This window comes from Paeniglutamicibacter selenitireducens (assembly GCF_051550675.1).
Taxonomy (GTDB): Bacteria; Actinomycetota; Actinomycetes; order Actinomycetales; family Micrococcaceae; genus Paeniglutamicibacter.
Map to the genome: position 1 here is coordinate 160,590 of NZ_JBPULF010000001.1, position 19,880 is coordinate 180,469.

Below are 19,880 nucleotides of genomic sequence, written 5' to 3' on the forward strand. Positions count from 1 at the left end.
AGTGTCATGTCCCAGAAGGTCCAGGCCGTCATCGTCCGCGCCAAGGATGCCCCCGTCGAAACGGTCACCATCGTCGTCCCCGACCCGGGACCGGGCGAGGCCGTGGTTGACATCCTCACCTGCGGCGTCTGCCACACCGACCTGCACTACAAGCTCGGCGGCATCGGCAACGACTTCCCGTACCTGCTGGGCCACGAGGCCACCGGCGTTGTCTCGAAGATCGGCACGGGCGTGGACAACGTCGCCGTCGGCGACCGCGTGATCCTGAACTGGCGCGCGGTCTGCGGCCAGTGCCGCGCCTGCGCCAAGGGCCAGCCCCAGTACTGCTTCAACACCGCCAACGCCACGCAGAAGATGACCCTCGAGGACGGCACGGAGCTCTCCCCCGCCCTGGGCATCGGCGCGTTCGCCGAGAAGACCCTCGTCGCCGCCGGCCAGTGCACCAAGGTCGACGAGGACGTGGACCCGGCCGCCGTGGGCCTGCTGGGCTGCGGGGTCATGGCCGGCATCGGGGCGGCCATGAACACCGGTGAGGTCAAGCGCGGCGAGTCAGTGGCAGTGATCGGCTGCGGCGGCGTGGGCATCGCCGCGATCGCCGGCGCGCAGCTGGCCGGGGCGACAACCATCGTCGCCGTCGACATCGACGACGACAAGCTGGCCATGGCCAAGTCCATGGGCGCCACCCACACCGTGAACTCCCGCACCGAGGACGCCGTGGAAGGCATCAAGGCCGTGACCGGCGGCTTCGGCGCCGACGTCGTGATCGAGGCCGTGGGCCGCCCGGAAACCTACAAGCAGGCGTTCTACGCCCGCGACCTGGCCGGCCGCGTGGTGCTGGTGGGCGTGCCGACCCCGGAGATGAAGCTGGAGCTGCCGCTGCTGGACGTGTTCGGCCACGGCGGTTCGCTGAAGTCCTCCTGGTACGGCGACTGCCTGCCCAGCCGCGACTTCCCGATGCTCGTGGAGCAGTACAAGCTCGGCCGCCTGGACCTCGACGCGTTCGTCTCCGAGCGCATCTCCCTGGGCGACGTGGAGGCTGCGTTCACCAAGATGGGCGAGGGCAAGGTCCTGCGCTCGGTGGTGGAACTCTGATGCCGGCACGGATCGAGAACCTCGTCACCTCGGGCACGTTCAGCCTTGACGGCGGCACCTGGGAGGTCGAGAACAACGTGTGGATCCTCGGGGACGACGCCGAGGTCTTCGTGATCGACCCGGCGCACGAGCCGGCCAGGATCCGCGCGGCCGTCGGGGACCGCACCGTCAAGGCGGTGCTGCTTACCCACGGGCACGACGACCACATCCGCTACGCCCGCGAGTTCGCGGACCTGGTGGACGCTCCGGTCCACCTGAACCCGGCCGATGCGATGCTCTGGGAAGCGATCTTCCCGGGCACCGCGGCGGATGCCGAAATCTCCGACGGGGACAGCTTCGAGGTTGCCGGCACCACCCTGGTGGCGCTGCACACCCCCGGGCACTCGCCGGGCTCCACCTGCTTCTACGTCGAGTCCCTGGGAACCCTGTTCTCCGGCGACACGCTGTTCAACGGCGGGCCGGGCGCGACCGGGCGCAGCTACTCGAGCTTCGAGACGATCATCGACTCGATCCGCGGGCGCCTGCTGACCCTGCCGGGCGAGACCCTCGTGAACACCGGACATGGGGATGCCACAAGCATCGGCGCCGAGGCCCCGCACCTTGACGAGTGGATCGCGCGCGGACACTGAGTCCCCTACCGCCCCATGGTGCCGTGGGAGCCGTGCAGCCGCATGGCTCCCACGGCCGTTCAAGTGCGGGCGCCTTCAACCGGGCGGTGCCGCCGGTCTAGGTAACCAGCCGGATCGACTCGCGCAGGGCCTGCGCGGAGCGCTGCAGCAGCCCTTCCTCGCGCTCGTCGAGGTGCGTCTGAAGCACCCGCTGCACGCCGCCGGCACCCACGATCGAGGGGACGCTCAGCGCCACCCCGTCGATGCCCCGGTAGCCGTGCAGCACGCTGGAGACCGGGAGGATGCAGCGCTCGTCCTGCAGCACCGCCTCCACGATCCGCGCCCCGGAGAGGCCAATCGCGTGGTTGGTGGCCCCCTTGCCGGCGATGACCTTGTAGGCGGCGTTGACGACGTCGTGCGTGAGGGTCTCCAGGCGCTCGCGGGGGAAGAGCAGCTCCCCGGATTCGTCCCGCCATTCGGCCAGCGGGACCTGGCCGATCGTTGCGGTGGACCAGAGCGGGAACTCCGTGTCCCCGTGTTCCCCGACGATCAGCGCATGCACACTGCGCGGGGCGACCCCGGCGGCCTCTGCCACCAGCCAGCGCAGCCGGGCCGAGTCCAGCACGGTGCCGGAGCTGAAGATGCGCCCGGCCGGCAGGTCGACCAGGCGTTCGGCGACGGCCGTGAGCACGTCGCAAGGGTTCGTCACCAGGATGAAAACGGCATCCGGCGCCAGCTCCACGAGCCGCGGGAGCAGTTTTTCCAGGATGCCGGCGTTGACACCGGCCAGCTCGAGCCGGGTCTGCCCGGGCTCCTGCTTGGCGCCGGCGGTGATGACCACCACGTCGGAGCCCGCGACGAGCCCGATGTCATCGCCCCCGGTGATGCGGGAGGAGCCGGCGAACGGCGTGCCGTGCGCCAGGTCCAGCACCTCGGCCTCGGCCTTGGCCCGGGCGATGTCGTAGAGCACTATCTCGCGGGCGGAGTTGCGGATCAGCGCGGCGTAGGCGAGCGAGGTGCCCACACTTCCGGCGCCGACGACGGTGAGCTTGGTGGTGCGCTGGAATCTCATGTCCCCAGTATCGCGCCAAACCCGGCGCCGGTCCCGGCGATTCCGGCCGTGTTGCGCTCGTGCGGCAGGCGGCGATGCGCCCGGCGGTCCCCGGGGGCGGCCCCGGCCTGGGCCTCCGACCATCCCAAACCGCCTAACCAGCAGCGTTTTGTGGGCGTTGCGTGGCAGACTGGGTTCCATGGGCGAACCAACGGATTCCGCAAAACCACCCCGCCGTGCACCGGGCGTGAAGCTGGCCACGGTGGTGGCGGTCATCGCGGTGCTGTCCGCCGCCGCGGGCATCGCCACCCTGTGGATCGGAAGCGGCGAGGTCGTCAGTTTCGGCTGGATGGCCTACGCGCCGCTTGACGACGGCGAGTTCCTGCCGGGCATGTACCTGCTCGGTCCCAAGGAGGTCACCGGCTGGGCGCTGGTGGCCATCGGCATCGCCGGTGCCGCGTTCCTGGCCGGGCTGTCCGTGGGCAAGCGCTCGCATTAGGCCACGCCGGCGGTTCAGCCCCCGGCGAGCTCCGAGTGGACCGCGTACTCGGCCAGCAGGTGCTCGATGAAGCGCTCCACGCCGTACCCGGGAACCAGGTCGTCGGCGGCGCCCACCGTTGAGGGATCCATCTCGATGCCCATGGCCCGGTACACGTCGTCCAACACGGCGCGGATGGGCGCCGAGTCCTGGACCACGAACACGCTGGAGAACATCCAGGCGCCGGCGACCACCCGCTGGGCCGTGCCCACGAGCTTCACGGCGTGCCGCACCGGGGATTGCACGCCCGGCAGCCCGTGGACGCTGAAGTCCCCGGGGCAGTATTCCCCGGGGATCGCCCCGACCTGCGCGTCGACCCCGCCGCGGCGCAACGCCGACGCGTACAGCTCGCCCAGCACCCCGAACCGCAGCTGGTGGCCCAGCATGGCTTCCTCGGCGGGCTCCACGTGGTCAAGGACCAGGGTTCCGCGGTGGTAGGCGGCGGCACGGCCGCCGGCCTTGCGCACCACGGGTGCGAACCCGTGCCCGCGCGACGCCTCGACGGCCTGTTCGTATCCCGGCAGGCGCACGTCCCGCTGGCCGAACGCCATGGTGGGGTCCGGCCGGTACAGCCGCAGCGTGGCCGGTGCCAGCCCGTCGCGGACACGCGAGAGCAGCTCGACGCCGCCCATGAGGTCGGCCGCGGGGTCCCCTGACGGCGTATCGTGCAGCACGCGCAGCGCGTGGTCGGCATCGGGATTCCAAAGGCTCATGGACTCGATTCTAGGTCCGGGGCCGATCGAAGGAATAATGGAGGGCGTGCCGAAACAACACCTGCCCCTGATCCTGCTCGGTGGTGCTTCCGGATCCGGAAAATCCTACCTGGCCCACCGCTTCGGCCGCCCCCACGTGGAGCTCGACAACTACTACCGGGAAATCTCCGAGGACACCGCCGATTCCCCGCTCCCGCACACCGGGTACGGCGAGGTCGACTGGGACCACCCCGGCACCTGGAACTGCGACAAGGCCGTCGACGGACTCGTCGAACTGCTGGAGACCGGCCAGACGCAGGTGCCGAACTACTCGATCAGCACCTCGAGCTACGACGGCACCCGCCCGTTGGAGCTGGCCCAGGGCCCGCTGGTTGCCGAGGGGATCTTCGTGAGCGAGGTGCTGGCACCGCTGCGGGCGCTCGGCATCGAGGTCCGTGCCCTGTACATCGACGTCCCTCCGGCCCAGACGGCGCTGCGCCGCTTCGTGCGCGACGTCAAGGAGCGCCGCAAGCCGATCCTCTTCCTGCTCAAGCGCGGCTACGCGCTCTTCCGCGCCGACCGCCAGGTCCGCGCCCGCTACCTGGAGGCCGGGTTCGTGCCGATGGGCAAGAAGGCCGTCAAGGCACTGCTGGCCGACGCCACGGCATAGCGGGGCCGTCGCTGCGGCGTGCGGCCCCGGGACAGCGGTGCCCCATCCCTTGACCGGCGGCCGGCACCGGGCTGGAATGGGATCCAGGTGGCCCCGCAACCGGCCGGGCCCGCGCCCGGACACGGAGGTGCCGCGGTGGTTGCCCTGACAGTGGGTGTGCTGGCGGTACTCGCCGGCACCGCAACGGCCTGGCTGGTGTGCGCCGGCCCTTCCCGGGAACGGGACCCCGATGCCGGGTTCTGGAACGGATTCATCGGATGCAGCACCGTGGCCACGCTGCTGCTGGTTGCCGCCGCGCACAACCGGTGGACCGCCGCCGCCTGCGCGGCAGCGGTTGCCACCGGCGGCCTTGCCGCCGGACGGCTCGCGGTACGCGGCAGGCGCCGTCGGGCGCTCGCGGCCGCGCGGTCCCTGGCCGCCGCCCGGCATGCGGCGCTGGCGGCACGGCACGACTCGGTGCTGCTGGCCTGGGGACGCTACGCTCTCGACCCTGCAGCCGCCCTGGACTTCCCGGCGATGAACGACGTGGGCGTCCCGGAGGTTTCCGCCCTGGCGCGGGCGCTCGCCGAGGCCGAGTCGCTGCGCCGGGACCACCACGCCCCGGAGACCGTCGCACACGCTGCCGCTGGGCCGGGTAGTGAACCGGCCGCGGATCACTACCGGCGGGCCGTGGTCCGGCTGGAGTCCGCGTTCCGCCTCGCCGAGCAGGCGGCCACGGGCCCCGGCACCCCGGTCAGTTCCCGGGCAGCGGGCGCACCGTGAGGATCTGTTCGCTGCGCCCGAACGGGCCGCGGACGTCGTGCAGCACCGCGGAGGTCAGGCCTATCCCGTCGATGCCGTAGGTCTGCTGCGCCTCGATGCCGAGCCATTGGCCCTCGGGTGCCCGGTGCATGTGGATCTGCAGGTCGACGTTCGGGAACATCCAGGACCCGGGACCCGGCGCCACGCGCGGAGCCACCCCGTTGGCGGTGTCGACCATGCCCATCAGCCGCACGAGGTCAGGGGTGGCACTTCCCTCCACCATCTCAAACCCGTTGCGCATCCACACCACGCCCTTGCCCGGGCGGTGGCCCGTGGCACCGCGGAATTCCAGGCCCCGGATGTAGCCGCCGGGCCACTGGGACATGTCCGCGGAGGGCACCAGTTCCTCGGGGTGCACCACCGGCTGGTCCTCGGATGCGGCCACGGCCGTGGTGTCGAGGGTCTTCAGGCGCCAGGCGCGGGCAACGATGCACGTGCGCCCGCGCGAGAGCATTTCCGCCTCGATGAGCTCGATCGTCTTCCCGGGCCTGACCATGCGGGTGCGCACCTCGAACTCGCCGCCGTGGATGATGCCGTGGATGTCCAGGCTGATCCGGGCCATGCGCATGTCGGGACGCGGCTGGAACTTCTCCAATTCGTGCGCAAGGATGCCGGTGGCCGGTGCCATGTGCTGCTCGTGCTCGTTCCAGGCGCCCTGCGCGTGGACCGTCGATCGGTACGTGTGCTCGCCCGTGGCCCGGTAGTAGAAATCGCCGACGGCCAGTTCGGACGGGTCCGTCCCGGCCTGGGGTTCGGTGCTGGATTCGGTGTTTGGTTCGGTGGTTGGTTCGGTGGTTGCGTGGGTCATCTCGCCCTTCCTTCGGCCATCGGGCATCGCTGCCGGCGCGGCCTCATTGTCTCGTCGCCTCTTGCTGACCAGCCTAGCCACCCGTGCGACCTGCACCACAATCGGTGCATTCGCGGCCGGACACACGGACGCCCGGTGCGCGGGGCCCGGTCCTCCCGGGGGTCTTGGCCCGGGCGGTGTCCCCGCGTAGGGTGGGCCGCAACAGCCAGCACCGAGGAAAGGGGCTCCCCCATGCCGACCGTCGCCGAAACCATGATCGCCACGCTGAAGGCCAACGGGGTCCAACGCATCTACGGTGTGGCCGGGGATTCGCTCAACGGCCTCACCGACGCCATGCGCAAGGACGGCGGCATCGACTGGCTGCCGGTGCGGCACGAGGAAACCGCCGCCTTCGCCGCCGGCGCCGAGGCGGAAATGACCGGCGGCCTGGCGGTCTGCGCGGGAAGCTGCGGACCCGGCAACCTCCACCTGATCAACGGCCTCTACGACGCAAACCGCAACCGGGTGCCCGTGCTCGCCATCGCCGCGCACATCCCCGGCACCGAGATCGGCAGCAACTACTTCCAGGAGACCCACCCCACCGAGCTCTTCCGCGAGGCCTCGGTCTTCTGCGAAATGGTCTCGACCCCCGAGCAGATGCCGCGGCTGCTGGAGATCGCCATGCGCACCGCGGTGGAGCGCCGCGGCGTGGCGGTGCTCGTGATGCCCGGCGAGGTGGCGCTGGCGGAGGCGCACGGCACCCGAGTGGCGCGCATCCCGGCGTGCCGGTCGGCGATCCTGCCGCACGCCGAGGACCTGGCCCGGGCCGCGGTGCTGCTCAACGACGCCCGGAAGGTCACCATCCTGGCCGGGGCCGGGGTGGCCGGCGCCCACGCGCAGGTCATGGCCGTCGCGGAGCTGCTTGGCGCACCCATCGTGCACGCGATGCGCGGCAAGGAACACATCGAGTACGAGAACCCCTACGACGTCGGCATGACCGGCCTGCTGGGATTCGCTTCCGGTTTCCGGGCCATGGAGGCCGCCGACGCGATCCTGCTGCTGGGCACGGACTTCCCCTACCAGCAGTTCTACCCGCAGAAGGCCAAGGTCATCCAGGTGGACATGCGCGGCGAGCAGCTGGGCCGGCGAACCGCGATCGACGCGGGCCTGCTGGGCACCGTCAAGGACACGCTCGAGGTCCTCGCCCCGCTGCTCTCCCGCAAGGAAGACCGCGGGCACCTGGAGGACGCCCGCAAGCACTACCGCAAGACCCGGGAGAAGCTCGACGATTTGGCCGTGCCCTCGCGCAAGGGGGCGAAGATCCACCCGCAATTCGTCGCCCGCACCCTCGACGAGCTGGCCGACGAGGACACGGTGTTCCTGGCCGATGTCGGTTCGCCCACGGTCTGGGCGTCCCGGTACCTTCACATGAACGGGAAGCGGCGGCTGCTGGGCTCCTTCAACCACGGCTCCATGGCCAACGCCCTGCCGCAGGCCATCGGCGTGCAGGCCTCGCACCCGGACCGGCAGGTGGTCACGCTCTCCGGCGACGGCGGCATCACCATGCTGCTGGGCGACCTGCTGACCCTTGTCCAGTCCGGGCTGCCGGTGAAGGTCGTGGTCTTCAACAACTCCTCGCTGAACTTCGTGGAACTGGAGATGAAGGCGGCGGGATTCGTCACCTTCGCCACCGACCTGGCCAACCCGAACCTCGCCGACGTCGCCACCGCCATGGGCCTCAAGGGTTTCCGGGTGGAGCACTCCGCCGACCTGGCCGGGGCCCTGGACCAGGCCCTCGCGCACGACGGGCCGGCGCTCATCGACGTGGTGACGGCCCGCCAGGAACTCTCGATGCCGCCCTCGATCACCGCGGCCCAGGCCAAGGGCTTCGCCCTCTACGCGATCCGCACCGTCTTCTCCGGCAAGGGCGACGAACTGCTTGACCTGGCCACCACCAACTGGCGCCAGCTCTTCTGAGCGGCGCCCGCCCCGGACTCCGGCGGCCCCTGTCCTTGGCCACCGCGGGAACCGCCTAGACCCGGCCCCCGGCAGGCCGTGCGGCCCGGAGCCTGCGCAGTTCCTCCACGTCCCGTTCGGTCTCCTCCCGGGTCAGGTCCGCGTTGACCGCGGCACCCACGCCCAGTCCCCCGGCGGCCGCCATGATGACCTGCTGCCGCGGGTCCGCGATGCTTCCGGCAACCCACACCCCTGGTACGGCGCTGCGGCCCTGCGCGTCGGCCTCGAGGTACTGCCCGGCCCCCGAGGGGTGCTCCGCGGCGGCAAGTCCCAGCCCGGCAACGCAGGAAAGGTCCACCTCGACCCGGGGCATGACAACCAGCGCGTCCAGCTGCCGCATGCTCCCGTCGGAGAGCTCGACGCCGGTGATGGACCCCGCCTCCGAACGCACCTCCAGCACCCCGGTCTCGATGACCTCCACGCCGCGCGCCTCGAGCTGCTCGAGTTCCTCCTCCGACGGACCGCGGCCGGGCGAGGTGAACAACGTGATTTCGCTGCTCCACTGGGTGAACATCAGTGCCTGGTGCACCGAGAACGGGCTCTCCAGGATGCCCAGGCGCCGGTCCCTGACTTCCCATCCGTGGCAGTACGGGCAGTGCAGCAGGTCGTGCCCCCAGTGCCCGGCAAGCCCCTCGATCTCCGGCAGCCTGTCACGCAACCCGCCGGCCAGGATCACCCGCCTGGCACGGACCCCGGGGTCGCGTTCCAGGGAGACCGAGAATCCGTCCTCGGTCCTGCGGGTCGCGGTCGCCCGGTCGGCAACGATGTCCACGCCATACGTTGCCAGTTCGGCACGGCCTGCCGCCAGCAGATCCAGCGGGTTCATGCCGTCGCGCGAGAGGTAGTTGTGCATCGCCTCGGCCGGCGCGTTCCGGGGCTCGCCCGCGTCGACGACCAGCACCGAGCGCCTCGCCCGGCCCAGCGCCTGCGCGGCACTCAGGCCCGCCGCTCCGCCTCCGATGATCGCGACGTCGTAGCTTCGTGGGTGCTCTTCCATGGGTCCTGCTCCTTGCACTAGGTGGTTCGGCGTGTCGTCAACCGTGCGCGCGGCCGGTCGTCCGCACCTTCCCAGCGTGCACCGGCACCCCGTTCCGCACCAAGAGAATTTGCCGTTGTGGCAAACTGGGGGCATGGAGCAAGACATCGAAGACACGCTTGCCGGCGTGGGGCCCCGGTTGCGGGCCCTGCGCACCGGCACCAACACCACCCTGCAGGAGCTCTCCGCACTCACCGGGATCTCCGTCAGCACGCTCTCCCGCCTCGAATCGGGCCACCGCCGCCCGACACTCGAGCAGCTCCTGCCGCTGGCGCGGGCGCACGGGGTGCCGCTCGACGACCTGGTCGGAGCCCCGGCCACCGGCGACCCGCGGATCCACATCAAGCCCATCAAGCACCACGGCATGACGATCCTGCCGCTGAGCCGGGGATCCGGGGGCGGGTTGCAGGCCTTCAAGAACGTGCTGCAGGCCGGCACCGACCGCAGCGTCCCGGACCTGCGCACCCACGAGGGCTACGAATGGATCTACGTGCTCAAGGGCAGGCTGCGCCTGTGCCTCGGCGAACACGACATCGTCATGCCGGCCGGCGAGGCGGCGGAGTTCGACACCCGCACCCCGCATTGGTTCGGCCGGGCTGACGCCCAGGCCGTAGAGTTCCTCAGCCTCTTCGGACCGCAGGGCGAACGCATGCACGTGCGCGCAAAGCCCGCCAAGACGCAACAACGGGGATAGGTTGCAGGCCGGGGGTGGGTTCCGCTAGCGGCCCCCCGGTGACTTGCTGGCGAGCTTCCAGGACTTGACCCACCCGGTCTTGGACCCCGTTTTCACCTGGGACCAGGCGTTCCCGGTCTTCAGCAGCTGCACCTTCTTGCGTTTGGGCAGGCCCACCACCCTGGCGGAGGCGGAAGCGGCACTCTTGAGCAGCTTCGTGTTGATGGCCGCGTAGCGGTACTTCTTGCCCTGGGGTGCCGCGGCGGAAAGCTTGGAGCTCTTCACCCAGCCGGTCTTCGATCCGAGCTTCGCCTGCGACCACGTGCCGGAGGTTTTCAGCAGCTGGACCTTCTCGTACTTGCCGACGCCCACCACTTTCGCCGCGCCGGAGTTCGCGCTCCGCAGCAGCTTGGTGTCCAGCAATGCGTAGCGGTAGCGCTTGCCGACCGGCTTGGGAGCCGACGCAAGGTAGCTGGAGGACACCCAGCCGGTCTTGCCGCCGTAGGTGGTCCGGCTCCAGTTGCCCGACGTCGCGGTGATCGCCAGCTTCTTGCCCGACGGGATGGTCAGCAGCCGCGCCGAGTCCGCGTCCGCGGCCGTGCGCAGGTTCAGTGCCGCAGTGGTCCACCGGCTGTAGTTCCGGGCCACGACGGGCGCCCCGGGCCTGGTGCTCTTCACCAGCCGCGTGGTCGCACTGACGCGTCCGGAATCGTCCCGCGCCCGGATGCCGAAGATCGCGGTTTCCCCGTAGGCCAGGGCCACCTCGGCAGAGGTCCCGGTGACGGTCCTTCCGGCCCACCAGATGCGCTCGTCATCGAGTGATCGCACCATGATCTGGTATTTGGTGGCCTTGTTGACCGGTTTCCAGGCGAGGGTGATCTTGCCGTCGCGGCTCACCGGGGAGTCGGCGGAGTAGTTCCCGCCGGCCCCGGGCGCCGCCAGCACCGGCCTGGCCGCCCCGTACGCGGCGGTGGCCTTGGCGATGCGGGTCGCGACCTCGGTGCGGATGGCGCCGAGCTTCGCGTAGAGGTACGTGCCGGGGCAAGCCGTCAGGTTGGTGTTGCGGTGCCCGAGGATGACAGGGACCGTCACCTTGACTCCGTTCGCGTACCTGGCTGTCGAAGGCCCGGCGGTGCTGGTCGTCAGCGTGGTGCTGCCTTTGACGTTGAGGTTGTGTTGGTAGCCCTTCCACGCCAGCAGTCGCGTGAGCGCCTCGATGGTGGCCTTCGGGGGTGCGACCTCGTCGAAGTTGCCCATGGCCGAGACACCGATGGTGTTGGCGTTGTAGCCACCGGCCTGGGCGCCGACAACCAGGTCGTTCAGGGACCCGCGCCGCCCTTCGTAGATGTTCCCGAAGCGGTCGACGATGAACTGGTAGCCCAGGTCGTCCCACTTCAGAACCTTGGTGTGGTAGTCGTAGATCCCCCGGATCTGCTGGAAGGCCTGCGCCTCGGTGTACTTGTTGCTGCTGGCCGTGTGGTGCACGTACATGGCCTGCAGTTTGGCGGAGCGGCGCGTGGTGGTGTTCGCCTGCGATTCGGTGGCGCCCCACTGGGCGCGGGTGATGACGGCGGGCCTGAGTGCGGCACCATCGGAGGAAGTGGCGGCGGCATCGGCCATCGGTGTCGCTGTCGCCGTCGCCGTCGCGGCCCTGGCCGTGCCGTCCGTCGCCGAGGTGCCCGCCGAGACCAGGTTGACCTCGAGGTTTTGAGGGGCCAGGCCGCTGTCCGTCAGCACGCGCGCCTGGATGCCGTCCGCGCCCAGGCTGAGCAGGGGTTCGGTGCCGGCCAGGGTCCCCTCGCCCTCGGAGCCCGGGTTAAGCACCTCAAGGCTCGTCCAGTCGGACCATTCCCCGTTTTCACGGACCTTGACCGCCGCTTCGATCACGGTGTCGTTGGCGTCCGGGGTCCAGGTCAGCCCGGCCGCGGTGAACTCCTGGGTGCTCCGCTCGGCCGACAGCGCCGCAAGCTGGTCGTCGTCCGAGGGGTCGGGTTCGATGGCGGAACCGCCAAGTCCCGTGGCACCCGCGTCCGCCGGCGCTGCCGGCGTGGGTGCAACGGCTTCCTCGCGGGCGCCCTCGCTCGCAGCGGCGGTTTCATCGACTCCCGGGACCGACAGCTGCCTCAGGGCCTCGCCGGTGACCGGTGCCGCATCCGCCGGGGCTGCCCTGGAGGGGCCCGCGTCCTCGCCGCCGGATTCGGCAGGAGCGGCGGAAACCGTCGCGGGGGCTGGCGGTGCCGCGTGGGCCGGTGCTGCGAGCGCGGGCGTGGCAACCAGCACTGCAGCAAGCAGCGCCGCAGACAGCCGGAAATTGCGAGCCTGTTCCCCGGAAGTAGTAGTCATTCCGCAACTCTATCGAAATGAAGGATTTCGCAAAGGGTTTTCACGGCATATTTCCCCGGCTTTTCCCCTTGCCCTTTTCCGGCCCCGGCGTTCACCGCCGCACCGCCGGGTGGCCGGGGCAGCGGCGGAAATTCCGGGACCTCGATCCCGCGCGAAATAATCGGCGGCCCGGTGCGGTTGTCGTTATCCAGAGACCACCACCCTGAGAGGAACCACTACCCCATGCTGTTTTCCCCCTTGAAGCTCGGCGCCCTGGAACTGCCCAACAGACTCGTCATGGCACCCCTGACCCGGGTCCGTGCCGGCCGGGACGGCGTGCCCGGCCCGTTGGTTGTCGAACACTACCGCCAGCGCGCCACGCTCGGGCTGATCGTCAGCGAAGGCACCTACCCCAGCCACGCCGGCCAGGGCTTCCCCGGCCAGCCGGGCCTTGTCACCGAGGAGCAGCTCGCCGGGTGGAGGGACGTCACCTCGGCGGTGCACGAGGCCGGTGGACGGATCTTCGCGCAGGTCATGCACGCCGGTCGCGTCACCCATGAGGACACCAACGGCGGGCACCGGGTCGTGGCACCCAGCCCCCTCGCCATCGACGGGGAAACCCGCACCTACGAGGGCAAGAAGCCCTTCCCCGTCCCCCACTCCCCGTCAACCGGAGAGCTGGCGGGGATCGTCGGGGAATTCGTCGGGGCATCGCGCAACGCCATCGATGCGGGGTTCGACGGCGTGGAGCTGCACGGCGCCAACGGCTACCTGTTGCACGAGTTCCTGGCTGCCGGGGCAAACACCCGCGAGGACGGCTACGGCGGGTCGCCCGCCGGCCGCGCGCGCTTCGTCATCGAGGTGGCCCGTGCCGTTGTGGCCGAGGTCGGCGCGCACCGGGTCGGCATCCGTCTCTCGCCCGAGCACAACGTCCAGGGCACCCTTGAGCTCGATCCGGCCGACGTGCGGGAAACCTACGGGATCCTCGTCGATGCGCTGGCCCCGCTGGGACTTGCCTACCTCAGCGTGTTGCACCGGGACCCGGCGAGCGCGCTCGTGCAGGACCTGCGTTCCCGGTTCGACGGCCCCTTCCTGCTGAACACCGGCTTCGGGGAGATCACCACGCGCGAGGAGGCCGTCTCCTTGGTGGATGACGGGCTGGCCGACGCTGTCGTCGTGGGGCGCCCCGCCATCGCCAACCCCGACCTGGTGCGCCGCTGGAGTGAGGGCCTCCCTGTGAACGAGCCTGACGCCTCGACGTTCTACGGGCCCGACGCCCGGGGCTACACCGACTACCCGGCGTACCGGAACTAGGCCGGGCCCGGGGCGGCACGTCCGCCCCGGGCCTTGTGCCTGCTGCGTCGGCGGCGGGTCCCGTGGTGTACTTCTGGCAGTGGCCCCGTGCCGCGGATGCGGCAGCGGCCCCGATCAAGGAGGAACACCATGGTTGAAGAAGCACTGCGTCCGGCCTGCAACGTCAAGCCGCGGATTCCGCTGGCCTTGCCCCCGGGGTTGCCCGACGAGCGCATGCGCCTGATCCGGATGATGTCCAGCAAGTGGGTCAACGGAACGGTGCTGCACTACTGGTTCCTGGACGGGCCGGCGGCCCAGCGGCAGGCCGTCCGGGACGCCTTCGCCGCGTGGAAGGCGCTGGGCATCGGCTTGGTGTTCACCGAGGTACAGGAGCGCAGCGAGGCGGAGGTGCGCATCGGCTTCGACCAGTCCGACGGTTCCTGGTCGTACGTGGGTCGCGACGTCCTGGGCATCCCGGCCACGGAGCCGACCATGAACTTCGGGTGGGACCTGACCACCGAGTACGGCCGCACCACGGCCTTGCACGAGATCGGCCACACCCTGGGCCTGCCGCACGAGCACCAGAACCCGTTCGCCGGCATCGTCTGGGACGAGCCGAAGGTCTACGAGTACTTCGCCGGCTCCCCCAACTTCTGGCCGCGCGAGCAGACCTTCTCCAACGTGCTGCGCAAGCTGGACCCCACCGAGGTCGAGGGCTCGAGCTGGGACCCGGACTCCGTGATGGAGTACTGGTTCCCCGCGGGCCTGATCCTCCAGCCGGCCCGGTACCATGCAGGCCTCGAGCCTGCCGGCGGGCTCTCGGCGCTCGACAAGGAGTGGATCCTGCGCTTCTACCCGAAGCTCGCGGCAGTGAACCCGCCGCTGGCCCCGTTCGTCTCGGTGCGGCTGTCCCTGGCACCCGGTGGCCAGGCCAACTTCAGCATCGTTCCGGGTGAAACGCGCAGGTACGAGCTGGGCACCTTCGGCTTCGCGGACACCGTCGTGGTGCTCTTCGAGGAGGTCAAGGGCAAGCTGCGCCACCTGGCCGCGAACGACAACAGCGGTACCGACCGCAACGCGAAGGTCCGGGTGAAGCTGTTCAAGGACCGCAAGTACGTGGCACGCGTGCGGCTGAGCTGGGCGGGGGCCTCGGGGCAGTGCGCGATCATGCTCTGGTAGCAGGTCCCGGCCAGCCTACGGCGGAAGGTTGCTACCCCTGGCGGGCCACCATGTGGTTGATCCAGATGGGCGCGAACGGGGAGGTGCACCCCGGGGGCGTCGGGTAGTCGGCAAGCACCTGCAGCCTCTCGCCGATGTCCAACGCCCGCCCCCGGTGCCCGGCATGCACGATCCCGATCTCCGCCAACGTGTGGTTCATGGCCCACTGCAGCCGTTCCGGGGCGTCCTTCATCCCGGATTCGATGGTGTCCAGGAGCATTGGCAGGTCCAGCAGCCCGGGGTTCTTGGACACCTGCATGACCGTCAGCTCCCAGCCGGCGCTGGCCACCACGGGATCGGGATCCCCGAACCACAACACGCGCAGGCCCTCGCAGTGCGGGCTCTTCTTGACCACGTAGCTGACCAGCCACTCCTGGACCTTCGGGACAACCGCTGCCCGCAGCATTCCATCGAGCTCGTCGAACCCGAACGCCTTGGGCCCGCAGATCAGCAGGGCCAGCAACCGGGCCTCGGAATCCCCGGTGCCCCACAACTCGACCGCCAGCTCCTGGTTGGTCTTGAGCGCCTTGGCTAGCGCGCGAAGCTTCGTCAGGTTGACCGCGTGGTCGTTGCCCTGCCGCTGGTTCACCGCCAGGATTCGCTCATCGTGCAGGCTTGCCAGGGCCGCCCGGATCTCCGGCACGCCGCTTGCGGGGGTCAGTGTGGTGTTCTCGGTCAAGATGGCGCCTTCCTCGTCGTGTACGGTTCCACCTTAGCCGCGGGTTTCCGGCCGGTCCCGGACCGACCCTGGGACGGGGCGTCCCCCGAACCAGGTGCGGCGCTCGCCGGGGCCTGCCCGCCTACTACGGCTTGCCGTCCGGGACGTTGAGCTTGCTGTGTTTCCTGGAGTAGGCGAAGTAGACGATGAACCCGAGCACCAGCCAGACGATGAACCGGATCCACGTCTCGAGGGACAGGTTCAGCATCAGGTAGAAGCAGAGCAGGGCCGAGGCGATGGGGATCACCGGAACCCACGGCACCTTGAAGGAACGCGGCAGGTCCGGCCGGCTCTTGCGCAGCACGATCACCCCGATGGAGACGAGGATGAAGGCGGCCAGGGTGCCGATATTGACAAGCTCCGCCAGCGTCGAGAGGGGAACGAACGTCGCAAGGATCGCAATCGGGATGCCGGCAAGGATCGTGAACCTGTAGGGCGTGCCGAAGCGCGGGTGCGTCTTGGCCAGCGAGACGGGCAACAGGTGGTCGCGGGCCATGGCGAAGCCCACGCGCGTCTGGCCGAGGAACAGGATCATGCACACCACGATCAACCCGATGCATGCACCGAGGGAGATGAGGTCCGCCATCACCGGCAGGCCCACGTTCACGAAGGCCGTGGCCAGCGGCGCACCGTCCTCCGGGTCGATGTCCCTGTAGTCCTGCATGCCGGTGATGACCAGGGACACCGCCATGTAGAGGACAGTGACGATCGCCAGCGACCCGAAGATGCCGATCGGCATGTTCCGTTGCGGGTTGCGGGTCTCCTCGGCCGTGGTGGCCACGACGTCGAAGCCGATGAACGCGAAGAAGACCATGGCTGCCGCGGCGAAGACACCCGCAACGCCGAAGACGCTCGGTTCAAGCCCGAACAGCGTCTGGACCAGCGGCAGGTGCAGCGCGCCGCCCTCGGTCGCGGGCGGGGTGCTGGCCGGCGGGATGAAGGGCGACCAGTTGGCGAGGTTGACGAAGAAGGCGCCGGCGATGATGACGGCGAGCACCACGAGGACCTTGATTCCCGTGACCACCTGGTTGATGCGGCTCGAGAGCTTCACCCCGGAGATCAGGACAAACATCAGCCCGATGACGAGCACGCCGGCGGGCAGGTTGAGGTAGCCGTCCTCGGCCGTCGCGATGGCCTCCGGAATGGCGAAGGGCGTCCCGTCGAGGATCACCCCCAGGTACTGGCTGAAGGATGTCGCAAGTGCCGCAGCTCCCACCGTGAATTCGAGGATCAGGTCCCACCCGATGATCCAGGCGAGCATCTCCCCCATGGTGGCGTAGGTGTAGGTGTAGGCGCTTCCGGCGGCCGGCACGCTCGAGGCCAGCTCGGCGTAGCAGAGTGCCGCCAGGCCGCACCCGAGACCGGCGATGAGGAATGAAAGCGCAATGGCCGGCCCCGCGTTCGTGGCAGCGGCGTGGCCTGTGAGGACAAAGATGCCGGCGCCGACGCTGACCCCGACGCCAAAGACAATGAGGTCCAGGGCACCGAGGTTCTTCTTGAGCTGGTGCTCGGGTTCCTCGGTGTCTCTCAGGGTTTGTTCGATGCTTTTCGTGCGGAAGATTCCCGATGACATGATGCCTCCTCCTGTCGGAACGAATCACGCAGTGCTGCACCTCACGATACGCCGGGGAAATCGGCTCCGATAGGGTGCGCCGGCCGCCGGGACCGGGTTCGGGTCAGCCCATGTTGGCACCGATGGCGCCGGTGAAATACGGGATCAGCCAGATGGCCCAGACGACGAGGGAAAACTTGTGGAATCCCTGCTTTTCGGACTCGCGGTTACGCACCAGGACGATGATCGCCCACGTCAGGTGTAGCACCATCAGCAGCAGGGCCAATGCTCCGGTGACCGCCATGATGGTGTTGAGTCCCGCACCGAGCCCTACGGCCTGGACTTCGCCGGAGTCGGCGATCTTCGACATCAGGAAGGTCCCACTGGCATCGCAGAGAAGGCCAAGGCCGAACAGCGCCACGTGCCACCGTTTCAGGACCTTTTGTACGTGTTCGGCCCAGACCCCGATCGTGTAGAAGACCAGGGCGAGCGTGATGAGGACGATGGCAGGTATCAGCATGCCTCCAACTTACCCATGGGGCAAAGCACCGCGAATCAACCGAATGGTCGATACCGGCCCCGCGTCAGGGTGTTTGTTTGGGGCGGTGCTGACCGGGCGCGCATGTTCACTGGTGGCTTGCAGAGCGTTATCTGGCGCAGAAACAGCAAGGGTGCCAACTGTGAGTTTCCAAGTTGGTTGAACTTTTCCAACTACTTGTCATCCCGTTTCATGCGGATCTTGCCCAACGACAATCCTCCGAATTTTCCAAACTAGTTGGCAACTTTTCTGGAAGCGTTATCCAACGAGCGTCCTCGATATTGTGCATGACAGTGCAGTACACATTCTTATGGACCAGGTTTACGAGTAGCCATCGTTCTATGCCGTGCACAAGGCTTTGGCCACGAAGGTAAACGTTCCGCAAAAATCGCTGCTCCGAGGGCAATTCCAAGTTCCGGACTTTTCCGGCGAAAAGGACGAATCTACGACCGATGAGCACGAAGGGTTCAAACAGCCGTGCACCGGGGTCGGAATACTCTGAGATGCCAATTGAGATTCCGGACCTCTGTTGGAGACTTCTTTGGCAGGTTTGGCAACTTTCCTAATATCCGCGGCATCAGTCCCAGACGGTTCACCTAGTACCACGTCTTGCAAGGTTTGCACCTCCGGCCTGACGGGCCTGGCGCCTCCCGTTGCGTGCACGGTGTTCTGGTCGCACGCTGGGTATGCGGGTTTCCGCTTTCTCTCAGGGGAAAATTCGATGTCAAACCCCCTTGATGGTGCGAGAACTTGAAAACAACGAGGAACCGCGGTTGCTGCAGATCGTGCGGCGGGTCCGGCTCGGTGGTTTCCTGGCGTCGGGCACAGATGGTGCTGCTCTCGGCGCGGGGCATGGACGTCGCGGAGGTCGCCTTCACCAGCCCAGACCGGGTCCGCGACGTGCTGCACAACTTCAACAGCGACGGGTTGGACTCGCTGCACCCCCACTACGCCGGCGGGCGACCGCCGAAATTTAGCCCGGAACAACGCGACGAGATCACCAGGATCGCACTCGGCCGCCCGGGCGATCACGGCCTGCCATTCTCCACCTGGAGCCTGTCGAAACTTGTCGACCACCTGGTGGACAAGGGGGTGGTGGAAGACATTTCCTATGAGGGCCGGCGCGTGCTGCTGCGCGAACAAGGAGTCTCCTTTCCAGTCCATCAAGACGTGGAAGAGCAGCACGGATCCCGACCACGAGGAAAGAAGAACTGCGTCCTTCACCTCAATGAAATCGCCGACGGCAAGACCGAACCCGGGGAAGTCGACCCCGACGTGGTCATCTGCTTCGACGAATTCGGGCCCCTGACCTGCAAGCGCACCCCGGGCGCCATTGGGCCCCGGCCGCGGTCGGCCACTGGGACCAGACGGCACCGCGCCGTCGGCGGAACCGGGCGACCTACAAACGCCCGCACGGGATCCGGCACCTGCTGGCCGGCTACGACTTGTCCATCGACCGGCTCTACGGGCACACCAAGGTCCACAAGCGCAGGACCGAGTTCCTGGCCTTCGCCCGCTACCTGCGGTCGCTGCGCCCGATCACCGAGCGGATCGCCATCATCACGGACAACTACGGCCCGCACCGCTCCGCCAGGGTCGACTCCCGGGTCGGGGACTGGGCCGCGGCAAACAACGTCGAACTCGCGTACACACCCTTCTACAGCTCATGGCTCAACCGGTTCGAGCCGCAGTTCACCGCGCTGCGCCGCTTCGCACTCGACGGGACCGACCACCCCAGTCACAAGGCGCCGGCCGGCATAATCCGCCGCTTCCTCACCCGGCGCAACCGGCACGCCACCGAACCGAAGCTGCGCAAGGTCATCCGCCGCGCCTCACCCATCAAGCGGGCAGAGGTTGCCTGACGAGGTAATAGCCGCCTGAACCCGCGGCTTGCCCCACCCTTCACGAGAGAAGAGAACAGGAATCCGGGATGTGGAACCCGGCGCCCCTGCCAGCGACATGGCCCTCACCACCAGGCCCGAAAACCTGCAGTGCCGCCGCTACCGGGAAAATCACGGGATCAGCGGCACTCGGACACACGATGAAACAGCTGGGTTAAACTGGCATTGTCTCGAGGAGACAAAGATTCTGCAAATATATACATCAACTATTAACGCGAACGAACGAAAACGGTTCTTCGCATGTTAGTGATTAGTAAATTTGTCAAGATATAATATATCTTCATATCTTGTGAATCGAAGAAAAATCATTGGTCAGCTTGGACACGAGTTGTTTGACGAAAATGCCTACGTTACTTATCCGGACCACCCGCTCC

Annotated in this window: 18 protein-coding genes and 1 pseudogene; 11 read left to right on the top strand and 8 right to left on the bottom strand. The window is 68.4% G+C overall.

Annotated features, from left to right (window positions below):
- Nucleotides 1-6 precede the first annotated feature (6 nt).
- Nucleotides 7-1,092 carry an S-(hydroxymethyl)mycothiol dehydrogenase gene (locus ACSYDW_RS00680; RefSeq protein WP_438336780.1) on the top strand — a complete coding sequence of 362 codons (1,086 nt, stop codon included), beginning with the start codon at nucleotides 7-9 and terminating at the stop codon, nucleotides 1,090-1,092.
- Nucleotides 1,092-1,721 (top strand): MBL fold metallo-hydrolase, encoded by a 630-nt coding sequence (locus ACSYDW_RS00685; RefSeq protein ID WP_438336781.1) that lies wholly within the window; start codon nucleotides 1,092-1,094, stop codon nucleotides 1,719-1,721. Before ACSYDW_RS00680 ends, ACSYDW_RS00685 begins: the two co-directional genes overlap by 1 nt.
- 97 nt (nucleotides 1,722-1,818) lie before the next feature.
- On the opposite strand, the gene ACSYDW_RS00690 is transcribed toward ACSYDW_RS00685, so the two are convergent.
- Nucleotides 1,819-2,772, bottom strand: coding sequence for an L-lactate dehydrogenase (locus tag ACSYDW_RS00690; protein WP_438336782.1), 954 nt, complete (start codon nucleotides 2,770-2,772; stop codon nucleotides 1,819-1,821).
- Nucleotides 2,773-2,950: 178 nt separating this feature from the next.
- Here ACSYDW_RS00690 and ACSYDW_RS00695 point away from each other — a divergent pair, with 178 nt between their 5' ends.
- Nucleotides 2,951-3,250 (top strand): hypothetical protein, encoded by a 300-nt coding sequence (locus ACSYDW_RS00695; RefSeq protein ID WP_438336783.1) that lies wholly within the window; start codon nucleotides 2,951-2,953, stop codon nucleotides 3,248-3,250.
- A gap of 14 nt (nucleotides 3,251-3,264) precedes the next feature.
- On the opposite strand, the gene ACSYDW_RS00700 is transcribed toward ACSYDW_RS00695, so the two are convergent.
- On the bottom strand, nucleotides 3,265-4,002 hold the full coding sequence (locus ACSYDW_RS00700; protein ID WP_438336784.1) for a lipoate--protein ligase family protein: 738 nt from the start codon (nucleotides 4,000-4,002) through the stop codon (nucleotides 3,265-3,267).
- 37 nt (nucleotides 4,003-4,039) lie between these two features.
- On the opposite strand from ACSYDW_RS00700, the gene ACSYDW_RS00705 reads away from it, so the two are divergent.
- A complete protein-coding gene (locus ACSYDW_RS00705) occupies nucleotides 4,040-4,651 on the top strand; it encodes a uridine kinase family protein (protein WP_438336785.1) in 612 nt (203 codons plus the stop codon).
- Nucleotides 4,652-4,738: 87 nt separating this feature from the next.
- On the top strand, nucleotides 4,739-5,413 hold the full coding sequence (locus ACSYDW_RS00710; RefSeq protein WP_438336786.1) for a hypothetical protein: 675 nt from the start codon (nucleotides 4,739-4,741) through the stop codon (nucleotides 5,411-5,413).
- Here the strand turns inward: ACSYDW_RS00710 and ACSYDW_RS00715 are convergent.
- Nucleotides 5,385-6,260 carry a thioesterase family protein gene (locus tag ACSYDW_RS00715; RefSeq protein ID WP_438336787.1) on the bottom strand — a complete coding sequence of 292 codons (876 nt, stop codon included), beginning with the start codon at nucleotides 6,258-6,260 and terminating at the stop codon, nucleotides 5,385-5,387. The genes ACSYDW_RS00710 and ACSYDW_RS00715 overlap by 29 nt on opposite strands.
- Nucleotides 6,261-6,491: 231 nt before the next feature.
- On the opposite strand from ACSYDW_RS00715, the gene poxB reads away from it, so the two are divergent.
- On the top strand, nucleotides 6,492-8,216 hold the full coding sequence (gene poxB, locus ACSYDW_RS00720; protein WP_438336788.1) for a ubiquinone-dependent pyruvate dehydrogenase: 1,725 nt from the start codon (nucleotides 6,492-6,494) through the stop codon (nucleotides 8,214-8,216).
- Nucleotides 8,217-8,271: 55 nt separating this feature from the next.
- On the opposite strand, the gene ACSYDW_RS00725 is transcribed toward poxB, so the two are convergent.
- Complete coding sequence (locus ACSYDW_RS00725) at nucleotides 8,272-9,252, bottom strand: NAD(P)/FAD-dependent oxidoreductase (protein ID WP_438336789.1); 981 nt, start codon at nucleotides 9,250-9,252, stop codon at nucleotides 8,272-8,274.
- A 133-nt stretch (nucleotides 9,253-9,385) separates the two neighbouring features.
- Here ACSYDW_RS00725 and ACSYDW_RS00730 point away from each other — a divergent pair, with 133 nt between their 5' ends.
- Entirely contained in the window at nucleotides 9,386-9,985 is a 600-nt protein-coding gene (locus tag ACSYDW_RS00730) for a helix-turn-helix domain-containing protein (RefSeq protein ID WP_438336790.1), read from the top strand.
- Nucleotides 9,986-10,009: 24 nt separating this feature from the next.
- Here the strand turns inward: ACSYDW_RS00730 and ACSYDW_RS00735 are convergent, their stop codons facing one another.
- Nucleotides 10,010-12,307 (bottom strand): SH3 domain-containing protein, encoded by a 2,298-nt coding sequence (locus tag ACSYDW_RS00735; RefSeq protein WP_438336791.1) that lies wholly within the window; start codon nucleotides 12,305-12,307, stop codon nucleotides 10,010-10,012.
- A 222-nt stretch (nucleotides 12,308-12,529) separates the two neighbouring features.
- Here ACSYDW_RS00735 and ACSYDW_RS00740 point away from each other — a divergent pair, with 222 nt between their 5' ends.
- Both ACSYDW_RS00740 and ACSYDW_RS00745 read left to right on the top strand, forming a co-directional pair.
- Nucleotides 12,530-13,600: an alkene reductase gene (locus ACSYDW_RS00740; RefSeq protein ID WP_438336792.1), complete on the top strand. Its 1,071-nt coding sequence runs from the start codon at nucleotides 12,530-12,532 to the stop codon at nucleotides 13,598-13,600.
- Nucleotides 13,601-13,729: 129 nt separating this feature from the next.
- On the top strand, nucleotides 13,730-14,758 hold the full coding sequence (locus ACSYDW_RS00745) for a M12 family metallopeptidase (RefSeq protein WP_438336793.1): 1,029 nt from the start codon (nucleotides 13,730-13,732) through the stop codon (nucleotides 14,756-14,758).
- Nucleotides 14,759-14,789: 31 nt separating this feature from the next.
- Here the strand turns inward: ACSYDW_RS00745 and ACSYDW_RS00750 are convergent, their stop codons facing one another.
- The 3 genes from ACSYDW_RS00750 to ACSYDW_RS00760 all read right to left on the bottom strand — a co-directional run bounded on the left by ACSYDW_RS00750 (nucleotide 14,790) and on the right by ACSYDW_RS00760 (nucleotide 17,587).
- The gene (locus tag ACSYDW_RS00750) at nucleotides 14,790-15,476 is read right to left on the bottom strand and encodes a DNA alkylation repair protein (protein ID WP_438336794.1); all 687 of its coding nucleotides are present in this window, start codon (nucleotides 15,474-15,476) and stop codon (nucleotides 14,790-14,792) included.
- Nucleotides 15,477-15,600: 124 nt separating this feature from the next.
- Nucleotides 15,601-17,088 (bottom strand): amino acid permease, encoded by a 1,488-nt coding sequence (locus tag ACSYDW_RS00755; RefSeq protein WP_438336795.1) that lies wholly within the window; start codon nucleotides 17,086-17,088, stop codon nucleotides 15,601-15,603.
- Nucleotides 17,089-17,191: 103 nt separating this feature from the next.
- Nucleotides 17,192-17,587, bottom strand: a complete 396-nt coding sequence (locus ACSYDW_RS00760; RefSeq protein ID WP_438336796.1) for an HsmA family protein — start codon at nucleotides 17,585-17,587, stop codon at nucleotides 17,192-17,194.
- Between the two features lie 870 nt (nucleotides 17,588-18,457).
- Between ACSYDW_RS00760 and ACSYDW_RS00765 the strand changes: the two are divergent.
- Nucleotides 18,458-18,661 (top strand): annotated as a pseudogene (locus ACSYDW_RS00765) (helix-turn-helix domain-containing protein); the annotation flags it as partial.
- A gap of 389 nt (nucleotides 18,662-19,050) precedes the next feature.
- Nucleotides 19,051-19,467 (top strand): transposase, encoded by a 417-nt coding sequence (locus tag ACSYDW_RS00770; RefSeq protein WP_438336797.1) that lies wholly within the window; start codon nucleotides 19,051-19,053, stop codon nucleotides 19,465-19,467.
- Nucleotides 19,468-19,880: the final 413 nt, after the last annotated feature.

Coding starts and splice junctions, on each gene's coding strand:
- ACSYDW_RS00680 (WP_438336780.1), top strand. CDS start 7: ATGTCCCAGAAGGTCCAGGCCGTCATCGTCCGCGCCAAGGATGCCCCC.
- ACSYDW_RS00685 (WP_438336781.1), top strand. CDS start 1,092: ATGCCGGCACGGATCGAGAACCTCGTCACCTCGGGCACGTTCAGCCTT.
- ACSYDW_RS00690 (WP_438336782.1), bottom strand. CDS start 2,772: ATGAGATTCCAGCGCACCACCAAGCTCACCGTCGTCGGCGCCGGAAGT.
- ACSYDW_RS00695 (WP_438336783.1), top strand. CDS start 2,951: ATGGGCGAACCAACGGATTCCGCAAAACCACCCCGCCGTGCACCGGGC.
- ACSYDW_RS00700 (WP_438336784.1), bottom strand. CDS start 4,002: ATGAGCCTTTGGAATCCCGATGCCGACCACGCGCTGCGCGTGCTGCAC.
- ACSYDW_RS00705 (WP_438336785.1), top strand. CDS start 4,040: ATGGAGGGCGTGCCGAAACAACACCTGCCCCTGATCCTGCTCGGTGGT.
- ACSYDW_RS00715 (WP_438336787.1), bottom strand. CDS start 6,260: ATGACCCACGCAACCACCGAACCAACCACCGAACCAAACACCGAATCC.
- poxB (WP_438336788.1), top strand. CDS start 6,492: ATGCCGACCGTCGCCGAAACCATGATCGCCACGCTGAAGGCCAACGGG.
- ACSYDW_RS00725 (WP_438336789.1), bottom strand. CDS start 9,252: ATGGAAGAGCACCCACGAAGCTACGACGTCGCGATCATCGGAGGCGGA.
- ACSYDW_RS00730 (WP_438336790.1), top strand. CDS start 9,386: ATGGAGCAAGACATCGAAGACACGCTTGCCGGCGTGGGGCCCCGGTTG.
- ACSYDW_RS00735 (WP_438336791.1), bottom strand. CDS start 12,307: ATGACTACTACTTCCGGGGAACAGGCTCGCAATTTCCGGCTGTCTGCG.
- ACSYDW_RS00740 (WP_438336792.1), top strand. CDS start 12,530: ATGCTGTTTTCCCCCTTGAAGCTCGGCGCCCTGGAACTGCCCAACAGA.
- ACSYDW_RS00745 (WP_438336793.1), top strand. CDS start 13,730: ATGGTTGAAGAAGCACTGCGTCCGGCCTGCAACGTCAAGCCGCGGATT.
- ACSYDW_RS00755 (WP_438336795.1), bottom strand. CDS start 17,088: ATGTCATCGGGAATCTTCCGCACGAAAAGCATCGAACAAACCCTGAGA.
- ACSYDW_RS00760 (WP_438336796.1), bottom strand. CDS start 17,587: ATGCTGATACCTGCCATCGTCCTCATCACGCTCGCCCTGGTCTTCTAC.